The following is a 12,489-nucleotide window of genomic DNA, read 5'->3' as shown; positions in this document are numbered from 1 at the left end:
GAGAGGATGATTCATTTGCGTCTCAAGGGACAACGCCTGAGCCTCAGTTCTGCGATCACGGCCGCACTCCTCGCCGCCTCTGCGGTGGCGGTCACCGCCGAGCCCGCGCAGGCAGCCGCACACTGCCACACCACGTGGGAGATCGGCTACAAGAATGTCGGCACGCACTACCCCGTCACGCTGCACGGGACCACGGTGTACCTACAGAGCGGCAGCCCCAACGGATCCGCCCGCGCCTATGCGAACCTCAGGACCGGCGACATACTGACCCTCGACCGCTCGAAGTATCAGACCACCCGCACGTGGTCGACAACCACCCAGGTCATGAACGAGCTGAACGGCTACGACTACTGCGGCATCACCGCCAGCTCGAACGGGACGCGCTACACCCAGCAGATCGAGGGCTACCAGAACGCGATCCGTGTCTGTCTGCGCCGTGGAGGCGCTCTCCAGTGCAGCAACATGTGGTACGCCGACCAGGACAAATAACCACCGTCTCGGGCGGAGCCCCGGAGGCCCAATCCGGGGCTCCGCCCGACGAGCCCATGGACGCCATCGGCCGGTCCCGAGACGAGCTTCGCCATCGCCGACCGTGAGCACGATGTGGCCCACCTGCGCCAGCGCGACATCACCGCGCACGAGAACGGCTCGCCGAAAGGCGGCCGCCGGGCACTCACCGGGGTGACCAGCGCAGCGGAACTCCCGCGGCCTGCCAGGTTCGAGGACTGGTCACCGCCGGTCGCGGCTGGGCCGGGCCGGGCCGGGGCGCGGTACTGGCCCTGCGACCAGCCCGTTTCCCCGACCCGCCCGCCGCACCCGCCGTGCGTGTCTCCACGCAACGGGCGCTCCACGTGCCTTGGCCGGTGGTCAGCCGCTGGTGTTGGCGGCTGTCGGTCGTGGTGTCTCTCGGCAACGGGTGAAACGAGGTTCTGGATCACTTTTGGTGCGGGCTCGCCCAAAGGTCACTGTCCGTGTCGGCAGCGGCCTGGATCATGCTGCGAGGAGTACGCGCTTGCGCAGGACGTCGAGGCCAGCCCGAGCAGCAGTACGTCGGCGGCCCGGTACAGGAGTCAGTTGCCGAGCGGCGCGCCCGCCGGGCCCGGATGCCGGTGCGGGCCCCTTCCACGTACGCTTGTACGTCAGACGCGGGTGGTGTGCCGGTCCAGGAGGGCCCGCAGCCGGTCGACGTCGTCGGCCGTGCTCAGCCCGTGCTTGGGCAGGACCTCGAGGCACATGATGTTGGGGTCCCGGCTGAGCAGGACGAAGTGGCCGCGCGTCTCCCGGTAGCCCTGGAGGACCGACCACTTCTGGATGAGCGTGCTGTGGTCGCTGCTGGTGGTGATCCCGGCCGGGGACACGGTGGTGCAGTACTCGCCCTGCCATCCGACGAGCCGCTGCACGTGGGCCGCCTGCAACCGCGGATAGCCGCCCACCACCAGGACGACAAACAGGAACAGAGCGGTAGAGACCACGTCGGCACTCCCCCGGTTTATGGTGCCCACCAGCCACTGCCCCACCCACAGTGCGAGGAACACGCTCCGCAGCAGCAGCCCCCACCGCTTGATCCGCTGCCGGACTCGCAGACCGACCAGTGTGTCGGCGGGCTGCGGGCGGTACACCAGCTGCACCGCCGCCTCGTCCACGACATCGGCGGCGACTTCCGCGCTGTTGTTGGTGACTTCGCGGCCCTCGGCCATGATCCCTCCCCGGTAAGACGACCCGCGGATCCTACCGGCCCCTCAAAGCCTGGGACCGGGCCAACCGGGTGCCACTCGGTGAACCCCGCAGCACCTTCCCGAAGTACACGTCCGCGTCGGAGGGCTCCATGTCCCACAGCGGCCGCACCCGAACTGAACGGCAACGTCAGCCCAGCGGTCACCGCCAGCGAGTTCCTCCAACCAGCGGCACTACTCGACCCGCCGGAGGCATAGAGAAGAGGCAGGCGACGAGCCGCATCCGAGAGTGCCGAGCGCGCACGCGCTCCATCCGCTTGTTGGGATCGGTCCCCTCACTTGATTGACGTTGGCGCGTGGACGGGCAGCACGGACGATTGGGGGCCGGATGTGCGGGCAAGGTCTGCTTCGGCCCAGACGACCTTGCCGCGCGGCACAGGGCGGGTGCCCCATCTGCGGGACAGCTGGGCGACGGGCCTTGACCCCGGAGTTTGAACACGTCTATGCGGCTCGGGTCAGGGTAGTTGATGTTGTGTGGAAGGCGTCCTCGTAGGCGATCGGGGATCGCTGGCCGAGGCGGGAGTGTCGGCGTCGGGTGTTGTAGCGGTGCAGCCAGCGGAAGGCGTCGAGTCGGGCTTCGCGCTCGTTCGACCAGCCCTTTCGTCCCTTCAGTGTCTCTCTTTTGAAGGTCGCGTTGAACGATTCCGCGGCGGCGTTGTCCGCGCTGCTGCCGATCGCGCTCATGCTCTGGCGGACACCGGCGAGGCGGCAGGCGTCGGCGAAGGCCCGACTCGTGTACTGGGCTCCGTGGTCGGTGTGCATCACGGCTCCGGCGAGGCTGCCGCGGGTCCGGATCGCGGCAGCGAGGGCGTCGGTGACGAGTTCAGTGCGCATGTGGTCGGCGATCGCCCATCCGGCCAGACGCCGTGAACACAGATCGATGACGGTCGCGAGGTAGCAGAACTTCCCGCCGCCGACGCTCAGGTAGGTGATGTCGCCGACGGACTTCGTGTTCACCTCGGTCGCGGTGAAGTCGCGGCCGATCAGGTCCGGCGCCTTCACCGCGGCCGGGTCGGCGATGGTGGTGCGGTGCCGGCGTCTGAGGCGGACCCCTTCGAGGCCGATGGTCCGCATGATCCTCGCGACGCGCTTGTGGTTGACCGCCTGGCCGCCCTCGTCGCGGAGCTCGGCGGTGATCCTCGGGACGCCGTAGGTGCCGTCGGAGTCCTCGTGGACCTTGCGTATCCGGGCCGCGAGCAGGTCGTCGGCGGCCTGGCGAGCCGCCCGGGCCGAGGCGGTGCGGCGCCAGTAGTAGAAGCTCGAGCGGGCGATGCCCAGGATGTCGCAGAGCCGCTTCACGCCGAACCGGCGCTGGTGATCGTCAACGAACTGGCAGCGGTTCACCAGCGCGTCTCCCCTGCGAAATACCGGGCCGCCTTGCGGAGGATGTCGCGTTCCTCCTCCAGTTCCCGGATCCTCTTCCGTGCGGCGGCAAGCTCCGCCTGAACCGCGTCACCGCCAGGCTGCGGCACCGCCGCGGGTGCGGAGTGGGCACCGGAGCGGCGTCCATCGGCGGCCCGGATCCAGTTGCCGCAGCGTCTCGGTGTTCACTCCGAGGTCGGCGGCGACCGACTTGATCGTCGCGCCCGGACGGGACCGGTACAACGCGACCGCGTCCGCCTTGAACTCGGCGGGATAGTGCTTCATCCCCACAGGGACTCCGTTCTCCTGGACCATCAAGATCCAAGTGTCTCCGGTGTCCAAACTCCAGGGTCAGGGCCCGACCCCCCGAGATCCAGAAGTGGCTCGCCCGGCACCCCCGCTTCCACGTCCACTTCAGGCCGACCGGCTCCTCCTGGATCAACCAGGTCGAGCGGTGGGTCGGCCTGCTGACGGACAAACTCATCCGCCGCGGCGCCCACACCTCCGTCCAGACCCTGGAGAACGACCTCCGCGACTGGATCGAGACCTGGAACGCGAACCCGAGGCGCTTCACCTGGGTGAAAACCGCCGACGAGATCCTCAACTCGCTCGCCCACTACCTCGCCGAGGTCAGGATCACCACCGACTCAACCAAGCAAAAATATGCCTCGGGATCACACCCGCGCCGTAGCCCACCATGTCCGCCATACATCCGATAACTAGGTACTCCCGATGACCGATAGGCAAGGCATTTGGTGTGTGATGCGCGCATAATTCACCCCTACCTTCTAATCGTTCTCCACAAAGGTCGGATGGTCATGCGTCATGGCTGTTGACATGTGCAAAACGCGTCACCTACGTTTCGGGGGCTCCCGCGCTACTGCTTCTGTGGAAGGGAACCCCGTGCCCGCTTCCTCTCGTCGCGATTTCCTCCGCATCACCGGTGTTGCCGGTAGCGGACTCGCTTTTGCCGGCGGTTTCCGCCCGTTCACGGCGCATGCGGCGCCGTCCCGGCCCTCCGACGTGCTCTTCGTCCCGGAGGACAAGGCCACCACGATCTGGTACCGCACGCCCGCAGACGAGGCGCACATCATCCAGGAGGCGCTCCCGGTCGGCAACGGCCGCCTTGGTGCGCTCGTCGGCTGTGACCCGGCCGACGACTTCGTCTACCTCACCGACGGCTCCTTCTGGTCGGGCGGACGCAACGACACCCTCACCGACGACGGCCAACTCCCGTATGGAAAAGATGACTTCGGCAGTTTCGGACTGCTAGCCAAGCTCCGGATCGCCCTGTCGGGCCACTCGAGCGACACGGTGACCGAGTACCGCCGCCAACTCGACCTAAGCAACGGCGTGGTGTCCGCGACCTACCGGGTGCGCGGCATCCCCTACCGCCGCGAGGTCTATGCCAGCCACCCGGACGACGTGCTCGTCATCCGGCTCACCGGTGGACCGCACACCGGGACGATCTCGCTGGCCGGCACGCACGACGAGACCACCTCGGGCGCCAACGGGCAACTGTCGTTCACCGGGAAACTCGCCAACGGCCTGCGCTACGCCGCCGCCGCGATGGCGGTCGGCACCGGCGGCCAGGTCGCCGTGGAGCAGAACAAGGTGTCCTTCGCGGGCTGCCGTGAACTCCTGGTCGTGGTGTGCGGCGGCACCAACTACGCCCCGGACGCCGCCAAGGACTTTCGCGACGCGAGTAGCGACCCGCTAGCTACGGCCCGCGCCAAGGTGACGACCGCCGCGCGCGTGTCCGGCACCCGGCTCCTGAACACCCACGTCGCCGACTACCAGCGGCTATACAACCGGTTCTCGATCGATCTGGGCGAGTCAACGGGCATCCAGCGGTCGCTGGACTCCTGGTCGCGCATCGCGGTGCGCTACACCGACAAGTCCACGCCGGACCCGGAGCTGGAGGCCGCCTACGTCCAGTATGGCCGCTATCTAACCATCACCGGCTCCCGCGACTGGCTCCCGATGAACCTGCAGGGAATCTGGGTGCACAACAACACGCCGGACTGGTACGCGGACTACCACACCGACATCAACATCCAGATGAACTACTGGCTCGCCGATCCCGTCGGCCTGGGGGAGAGCTCGTACGCCCTCGCCCGCTACTGCGTCTCCCAGCTCCCGGTCTGGACCGACGTCACCAAGCGCCTCTACAACAACGAACGCAACCGGTTCCGCAACAGCAGTGGGAAGATCGCAGGCTGGGCGGTCGCGTTCTCCACGAACATCCACGGCGGCAGCGGCTGGGCCTGGCACCCGTCCGGCAACGCCTGGCTCTGCAACTCGCTGTGGCGGCACTACGAGTACAGCCAGGACCGCGAGTACCTGGAGCTGATCTACCCGGTCCTCAAGGGCGCGGCCGAGTTTTGGCAGGCGCGCCTGATCACCGCCCAGGTCTCCGACGCGGACGGCACGTCGCGCGAGGTGCTGATCGACGACACCGCCTGGTCGCCCGAGCACGGTCCGGACAGCAAGGGCATCACCTACGCGCAGGAACTCGCCTGGGAACTGCTCGAGGAGTTCAAGACCGCCTCCCGTGTACTGCACCGCGACACCGACCTGGCTGCCGACCTGGCCGCGATACAGGAGAAGCTCTACCTCCCTCAGGTCAGCCCGAAGACAGGGTGGCTGGAGGAATGGATGAGCCCGGACAACCTCGGCGAGATCACCCACCGCCACCTGTCCCCGCTGGTCGGCTTCTACCCCGGCGACCGCATCTCCGCCGACAAGAGCCCGGCCGACCTCCTCAAGGGCGTGCGCGAACTGCTTACCGCCCGCGGCATGGACAGCTACGGCTGGGCCTGCGCCTGGCGATCGCTGTGCTGGTCGCGGCTAAAGGACGCGGAGAAGGCGTACCAGCTCTACCTGACGGTGCTGCGGCCGTCGATCACCAACAGCAATGGCACCTCGGCGAACTGGTTCGACATGTACAGCCAGGGCAGTTACACGATCTTCCAGATCGACGCGAACCTGGGCGGCGCCACCGCGGCGCTGGAGATGCTCCTCTACTCCCGCCCCGGCGTCATCGAGTTGCTGCCCGCGCTCCCCGACGCGTGGGCGGCTAAAGGCTCGGTGCGCGGCGTCGGCGCCCGGGGCGGCTTCGTGGTCGACCTGGCCTGGCGCAACGGCAAGGCGACCGCAGTCACCGTCCGCAGCGTCGGCGGCACCACGACCGAGCTGCACGCCGGCGGTTTCCGCAAGCAGATCAGCCTCAAGCCCGGCAACTCGGTGACGCTGCGAATCTCCTGACAGCCGTGCCTCCAGCGCGTGCCGACTCCGAGCCCAACGCGACGCGTCGTGTCGCCCCACGCGGCAAAATTCATGGCCTGCGCGCTCACCGCATCCGGCGAACTGCGTGTCATCGGCTACTCCCCGGAGGCGACCCGTACCTACCGGCGGCCCCGCCCCGTCCGGGAACTGCCGGGGTAGGGCCCTCGACGATGGCCTGCACCCTCGCCCACCACAGCCTGCATCCCGTCGGCGACATTGCCGACGTCCCGCTCCGCACGCAGCAGTGCCTGCTCGGTGCAGCCACGGGCAGGTTGCTTCACGAGCGGGCACAAGACGGGACATCCGCCTCGTCGAACCAACACCGACCCTGAAGAGCTCCAGCGCCCAATACCCCTTCCCCCCGAGCAGCAAGGCCGCAGAACGCGGGACTGTAAATCGTTCGGCCCTGTCTCACATTCGGTGGTGACGGAGAGTGCCGCTATCCGAGGAGGATGCGGTGGCGAAGGAGGGTGAAGCCTGCTCGTCCGTGCATCTGGCGCGCGATCCGCTTGGTCTTGGTGTTGACGCCCTCGGTGGGGCCGTTGCTGTACGGAAGCGTGAGCGCGGCGATCACGGCGTCGCGGTCCCGTTCCAGGCCCCGGGTGAAGGCGTGCAGATGGGGCAGGTCGGTTGCGCGGACCTGGACGATCCAGCGCGCGAGCCCGTCGGCATTTCCTTCGCGAGGCGTCAGGAGCTCGGCGAAGTCCCCGATGCAGGAGGCCAGTTGGGTCATCTCGGGGATGCGGCGGTGAGCCGTGCCAGGAGGTCGTGATGTTCGGTCTTGAGGTTGTCGGGTCTGGTGAGGATCATCCGGGCGAGCCGGCGCGGGGAGATGTGGCTGCGGTCGGCGTCTGCGCGGCCTTGGTTGATGTACTTGTGCAGGAGGTTGAGGCAGCCCTCGTAGCCGAGGGCTTTGATCTCTTCGAAGAGGTGCTGGACGGGGACGGCGGGGTCTTCGGCCCGGCGTTTGCGCAGGTGCTCGCGGTAGGGGTCGACGAGGCTGGCGCGGTATTTGGGGACGCGGAGCATCCGTTCGGGCCGGTCGGCTCGCGCGTAGCGTTTGACGGTGTTCAGCGCCAGCTGGAGGCGGCGGGCGCATTCGAGCAGGCCCACGCCCTGGTCGAGCAGGCCGTGGACCTGGTGCCAGCGCTCCAGGGTGGTCTGTGCGCGAGGCCCGTCGTACAGGGGCGCGTCCAGCACGGTGGCCCAGCAGCTGCTGTGCGCCTTCACCTCGCTCAGGGCGGCTTCGCACAGGTTGTGCCACAGATGCCACCGGTCGGCGACCTGCACCGCGTCGGGCAGGGCGCGGCGGATGGCCTCGGCATAGGTCGCCGAGCCGTCGCGGCACACAACCTCGACACCCGGATGCTCGCGCAGCCACGCCTCCAGCGTGTCGGCGGTGCGGTCGGGCAGCACGTCGATTCGCTCATGGGTCTCGGCGTCGATCACCACGGTGGCATAGCGGTGCCGCCGGCGCAGAGCAAAGTCGTCGACGCCGATCACACGGGGCGTCCGCCCGGTGGGCAACGGGATGCGCAACAGGGCGCGCAGGGCCGTGTGACGAGACAGGCCACCGCGAGTATCGCCAGCAACCGAGCCCGGCCCGCTAACTCCTTGACCACGGCCTTGACCTGCCTGGTCAGACGGGCCGTGCGGCGCTGGTAACGCTCGAGCACCCCGGGCACCTGCTCGCGGAAGGTGTGGCGGCAGCCGCGCGTGGGACACACCAGACGCCGCACCCGCACACGGACCACCGCCCGGCGGTCATCGACCGGTACGTCGGCCACGATCCGCCAGTGATATCCGTGCACCCGCCCCGAAGACGCCCCGCACACCGGACAGACCGCGGCCTCCTGCGGAGTCCGCGCCCGCACCACGATCCGCTCACCCTCGTCGGCCACATCCTCGATGAGCAGCGGGGACAGACCCGAAAACACCGTCCGCACAAGCTCGTTGACATCCTTCACATGAAAGTCAACGACCCTCACGACTCTCCGTCACCACCGAATGTGAGACAGGGCCGAACGATTTACAGTCCCAAAGGCCGCAGGAGCATCGACACACGGGCAGCTTCACTCACTCCGTGGTTTTCTGCTGGAAGGTCCGCCGGTAGGCAGAGGGTGTGGTGCCGATCGCGTCGCGGAACCGGGCACGGAGGTTGGTGCTGGTTCCGAGGCCGCTTTGGGCGGCGACCTGTTCGATGCCGAGGTCGGTGACTTCCAGGAGTTCGCGGGCGTGGTTGACGCGGGCGGTGAGCAGCCACTGGTGCGGAGTGATGCCGGTTTCCTGGCGCCACATGCGGACCAGGGTGCGGGCGGAGACGCGGGCGTGCCGGGCAAGGGCCTCCAGCGTGAGCGTTTCGTCGAGGTGACTCAGGGCCCAGTCGCGGGTGTCGGCAAGCGTGTGGGAACTGGGCTCAGGCAGAGGCTGAGCGATGAACTGGGCCTGGCCGCCGTCGCGATGCGGTGCGGCGACCAGTTCGCGGGCGATGTCGTTGGCGACGGCACTGCCGAGGTCCTTGCGGACGATGTAGAGACAGAGGTCGATGCCGGCGGTCACACCCGCGGAGGTCAGCAGGGGGTCGTCGTCGATGTAGAGGACGCTGCGGTCTACGCGGACCTCGGGGTAGAGCTTTTCGAGTTCGTCGGCGCTGGCCCAGTGCGTCGTGACGGTACGGCCGTTCAGCAGACCCGCTGCGGCCAGTGCGAAGGCGCCGGTGCAGATGGAGGCGATGCGGGCGCCCCGGCTGAAGGCGAGTTTCAGAGCCGCCGTGACCTCAGTTGCCGGTGGCCGCTGATATTCCCAGTAGCCCGGCACAATGATCGTGTCCGCCCTCGCCAGGGCCGGCAGCCCTGCTGTGCCTCCGACCGTGAACCCGGTACTGGTGGTGACGCTGCCACGCGCTTCGCTGCACAGCGTGAGTTCGTATGGGGTGTTGGGCCTTGCGTTGAAAATCTGGGTCGGAATGCCCAGATCGATGGGAAGCACACAGGGCAGCACCAGGACCGCGACGCGATGAGGAGCCATTCCCCAATGCTACGACCGTAGCTTTCCGGACAGGCTGAGCCGGGTACCGCAGGAATGTCCGGCGGCCCAGGGCAGGTGAATGTGTCGGCCGTGCGGAACTCGGACGGGAGGGTGACGGTGCGCCGGAGCGGTTCGATGTCCCAGCGACCCGAGCAGCCGTATCGGCGCAGCGGCAGGGAAAGCCACCAACGTGATCGCAGCCATCGGCCGTGGCCACCGAGGAGCAGCGACGTGGCTCTGTTGGTCAGCGGGTCACCCGTCGGCGGACGTGACCGGCGGGCGTGTCCCGAAAATTACGAATGGTGGCACACCAGCTTGTGGTTGAGCGGGAAAGACCGGACGACGATTGAGTCATGAGCAGCATGGCCCAGCCGCCGGGCTCACGTCGGCAGCGGCCGCGGCAGAGCGGCTCAGCACCGGCCCCAGGTAAGGAACCCGACTGCCGTGACCCCCTACACCCCGATCGGCCGGTACTTCCACGTGAAGGACGGGCGGATCTACGGCCACGTCCGCGAGGGCCACGGGCCGGCCCTGGTCTTCCTCCACTACTGGGGCGGCTCCCACCGCACCTGGCGACCCGTCATCGAGCGCCTCAGCCCCGCGCAGAAGTTCGTCTCGTTCGATCACCGCGGCTGGGGTGAGTCCACCCACGTTCCTGGCCCCTACAGAATCGAGCAGCTCGCCGACGACGCCGAGCGCGTCATCGACGAACTAGGCCACAGCGAATACGTCGTGGTGGGCCACTCAATGGGTGGAAAGGTGGCCCAGGTGCTCGCCTCCCGCCGCCCGGCCGGATTGAAGGGCGCAGTACTTGTCGCACCCGCCCCGCCGGCTCCGATCGGTGTGACACACGAGTTCCAGGAGGCCCTGGCGCACGCCTACGACAACCACGAGACCATTGACCAAAGCATCGATCTCGTACTGACCAACGGAGAGCTATCCGCCGAGGCACGTCGGCAGGTGCACGAGGACAGCTCCCGGGCGGGCGAGGCGGCCCGCATGGCCTGGCCGCGACAGGCGCTGCTCGAGGACTTCACGGACAGGGTCGGTGCGATCGACGTTCCCGTCCTGGTGTTGGCCGGCTGCGGCGACAAGGTGGACCCGCCGCAGATTCTGCGGGAACACCTGCTTCCTCTGATCACCACAGCCACCCTCACCGAGCTCGGCGGTACCGGCCACCTTTCACCACTGGAGGTCCCCGATCAGATCGCCTCCCACATCAGCGCGTTCGTCACCCGCCTCTAGCCTCCTTCCCGCTGTGATGACAGAGACCTTGGACGAGTCTCATCTTCCCAGCTCAGAAGGCACTTTCACCTTTCCGATCAAGATCCGCACCTGGTTCTGCCTTCTGACGGTGCCCGGGGAGGTCGTGGTCGTCGACGGTGGGGCGGGCCCCGTTTGCGGTCCTCAACGCCGCCTCCAGCAGCGTCTCGGCCGCACGCCGGGCATCCGTGAAGGCCTCCGCGTCGTTGTTGGAGGCCGCGAGCGCGTTGGCGCCTTCGAAGAGCACGGCCAGCTGCCGGCCCAGGGTCTCCGGGTCGGCGGCTCCGGCTTCCGCGGCGGTGGCTACGAGGCGGTCGCGGAAGGCCTGCTTGTGCCGCTGCGCGAGGTGGGCGATCTCGGGCAGTTCCCCAGCGCCCTCGACGACGGCGTTGTGGAACGGACAGCCACGGATGACCGCCGCCGGGCACCCGTCGATCGGAGCGAAGATCGCCAGCAGTCGCTGAACCGGCGTCAGGTCGATGCGCTCCAGCTCTGTTTCGGCGAGGAGCGGCGTCTCCTTCTCGAAACGGCGGAGATACTCCTCCACCAGCGCGTTCTTGGTCGGGAAGTGCACATAGAAGGTCCGCGGCGAGACATGCGCGGCCTCGATCAGCGCCGCCACTCCGGTGGCGTGGATCCCGCGCGCATAGAAGAGCTCCCCCGCCGCGCGCAGGATGCGCTCCCGTGCGCCGCGTCCGCCGCTGCGGGCGGTCCCGGTGGTCGTTGCCTCAGTCTCCATGCCCGTAAGTATAGCGACCGCTTTACATCTGCCGAGCAAGGGGATAGCTTCATCGTCATCAAAGTAAAGCGATCGGTATACATCGATCGGTACACATCGATGGCGCTCAGCGGCCGATCAGCGGCTTCTGTGTGCCGGAGCATCCATCCCGGCCCCCTGTGGGGCCAGCCCTAAAGGGAGAGTCCGATGACTCAGCTCTACGCAGAGGCACCCGCCAAGACCGTGTCTGCCGCCAACGGCATCGAGTACGCATATCGCGAGGTAGGCGAAGGCGGCGTTCCGCTGGTTCTGCTCATGCACTTCCGGGGCAACCTCGACTACTGGGATCCGGCCCTGGTCGACGCCCTGGCCCAGGGCCGGCGCGTCATCGCCTTCGACAACACCGGCGTCGGCGGATCCAGCGGCACCACACCCAGCACGGTCGCGCAGATGGCACTGGACGCCATCGCCTTCCTCGACGCCCTGGACCTGGCGCAGGCCGACATCCTCGGCTTCTCCCTGGGCTCCTTCGTGGCCCAGGAGATCGCGCTGATCCGGCCCGCGCTGGTACGGCGTCTCGTGCTCGCCTCGGCAGCACCCCAGGGCGCGCCCGGTATGCACGGGTGGGCGAAGTGGGTCATCGACTCGGTGGGCGAGCCGGAGGTCGTGCCCGCCAAGGTGCTCGACGTCTTCTACACCCCCTCACCCGAGAGCCGGTCCGCCGGGGAGAAGGCCATGGGACGGATGTTCACCCGGACCGAGTTCGACACGCCCACCACATGGCAGACGCGCCAGGCGCAGTACGACGCGGTCACTGCCTGGGGCATCCCCAATGTCGCCCTCCTGGAGCGGGTGACCGCGATCCAGGCACCCGTGTTCGTCGCAGCCGGCGACAGCGACCCGATGATCCTCCCCCGCTACTCCCACCTGCTCGCCGGGCTCATCCCCGACGCGCAGATCAAGATCTACCCGGACGCGGCACACGGCTTCCTCTTCCAGCACCACGACGAGTTCGCAGGTGACGTCAAGGAGTTCCTCGACCGCGTATGAACAGCCCGACGACCACACCAACCACCAGACCACATGCAGTGATTGACA

General features: G+C 67.9%; 8 protein-coding genes and 2 pseudogenes. 5 read left to right on the top strand and 5 right to left on the bottom strand.

Annotated elements, in window-relative coordinates:
- The first annotated feature begins 6 nt into the window (after nt 1-6).
- A complete protein-coding gene (locus tag ACWCP0_RS35370) occupies nt 7-489 on the top strand; it encodes a hypothetical protein (RefSeq protein WP_451082846.1) in 483 nt (160 codons plus the stop codon).
- A gap of 650 nt (nt 490-1,139) precedes the next feature.
- Here ACWCP0_RS35370 and ACWCP0_RS35365 read toward each other — a convergent pair.
- Together ACWCP0_RS35365 and ACWCP0_RS35360 are read right to left on the bottom strand one after the other, a co-directional pair.
- Entirely contained in the window at nt 1,140-1,697 is a 558-nt protein-coding gene (locus ACWCP0_RS35365) for a YcxB family protein (RefSeq protein ID WP_451082845.1), read from the bottom strand.
- A gap of 477 nt (nt 1,698-2,174) precedes the next feature.
- Nucleotides 2,175-3,386: pseudogene (locus tag ACWCP0_RS35360) on the bottom strand (IS3 family transposase).
- A 612-nt stretch (nt 3,387-3,998) separates the two neighbouring features.
- Here ACWCP0_RS35360 and ACWCP0_RS35355 point away from each other — a divergent pair.
- Complete coding sequence (locus tag ACWCP0_RS35355; RefSeq protein WP_451082844.1) at nt 3,999-6,362, top strand: glycosyl hydrolase family 95 catalytic domain-containing protein; 2,364 nt, start codon at nt 3,999-4,001, stop codon at nt 6,360-6,362.
- A 48-nt stretch (nt 6,363-6,410) separates the two neighbouring features.
- Nucleotides 6,411-6,542: a hypothetical protein gene (locus ACWCP0_RS35350; RefSeq protein ID WP_451082843.1), complete on the top strand. Its 132-nt coding sequence runs from the start codon at nt 6,411-6,413 to the stop codon at nt 6,540-6,542.
- A 280-nt stretch (nt 6,543-6,822) separates the two neighbouring features.
- Here ACWCP0_RS35350 and ACWCP0_RS35345 read toward each other — a convergent pair.
- Nucleotides 6,823-8,350: pseudogene (locus tag ACWCP0_RS35345) on the bottom strand (ISL3 family transposase).
- A gap of 109 nt (nt 8,351-8,459) precedes the next feature.
- Nucleotides 8,460-9,410: a GlxA family transcriptional regulator gene (locus ACWCP0_RS35340; protein ID WP_451082842.1), complete on the bottom strand. Its 951-nt coding sequence runs from the start codon at nt 9,408-9,410 to the stop codon at nt 8,460-8,462.
- A gap of 444 nt (nt 9,411-9,854) precedes the next feature.
- On the opposite strand from ACWCP0_RS35340, the gene ACWCP0_RS35335 reads away from it, so the two are divergent.
- Complete coding sequence (locus tag ACWCP0_RS35335) at nt 9,855-10,655, top strand: alpha/beta fold hydrolase (protein WP_451082841.1); 801 nt, start codon at nt 9,855-9,857, stop codon at nt 10,653-10,655.
- 52 nt (nt 10,656-10,707) lie between these two features.
- Here ACWCP0_RS35335 and ACWCP0_RS35330 read toward each other — a convergent pair whose 3' ends face one another.
- On the bottom strand, nt 10,708-11,412 hold the full coding sequence (locus tag ACWCP0_RS35330; RefSeq protein ID WP_451082840.1) for a TetR/AcrR family transcriptional regulator: 705 nt from the start codon (nt 11,410-11,412) through the stop codon (nt 10,708-10,710).
- Between the two features lie 186 nt (nt 11,413-11,598).
- Here ACWCP0_RS35330 and ACWCP0_RS35325 point away from each other — a divergent pair, with 186 nt between their 5' ends.
- Complete coding sequence (locus ACWCP0_RS35325) at nt 11,599-12,441, top strand: alpha/beta fold hydrolase (RefSeq protein WP_451082839.1); 843 nt, start codon at nt 11,599-11,601, stop codon at nt 12,439-12,441.
- Nucleotides 12,442-12,489: the final 48 nt, after the last annotated feature.

This window comes from Streptomyces sp. NPDC001970 (assembly GCF_053594115.1).
The sequence above is the reverse complement of the archived record's forward strand: the minus strand, read 5'-3'. Positions and strand labels throughout refer to the sequence as shown.

What these genes read in the sequence shown, in the direction of transcription:
- ACWCP0_RS35370 (WP_451082846.1), top strand. Translation starts at nt 7, where the DNA reads ATGATTCATTTGCGTCTCAAGGGACAACGCCTGAGCCTCAGTTCTGCG.
- ACWCP0_RS35365 (WP_451082845.1), bottom strand. Translation starts at nt 1,697, where the DNA reads ATGGCCGAGGGCCGCGAAGTCACCAACAACAGCGCGGAAGTCGCCGCC.
- ACWCP0_RS35340 (WP_451082842.1), bottom strand. Translation starts at nt 9,410, where the DNA reads ATGGCTCCTCATCGCGTCGCGGTCCTGGTGCTGCCCTGTGTGCTTCCC.
- ACWCP0_RS35330 (WP_451082840.1), bottom strand. Translation starts at nt 11,412, where the DNA reads ATGGAGACTGAGGCAACGACCACCGGGACCGCCCGCAGCGGCGGACGC.
- ACWCP0_RS35325 (WP_451082839.1), top strand. Translation starts at nt 11,599, where the DNA reads ATGACTCAGCTCTACGCAGAGGCACCCGCCAAGACCGTGTCTGCCGCC.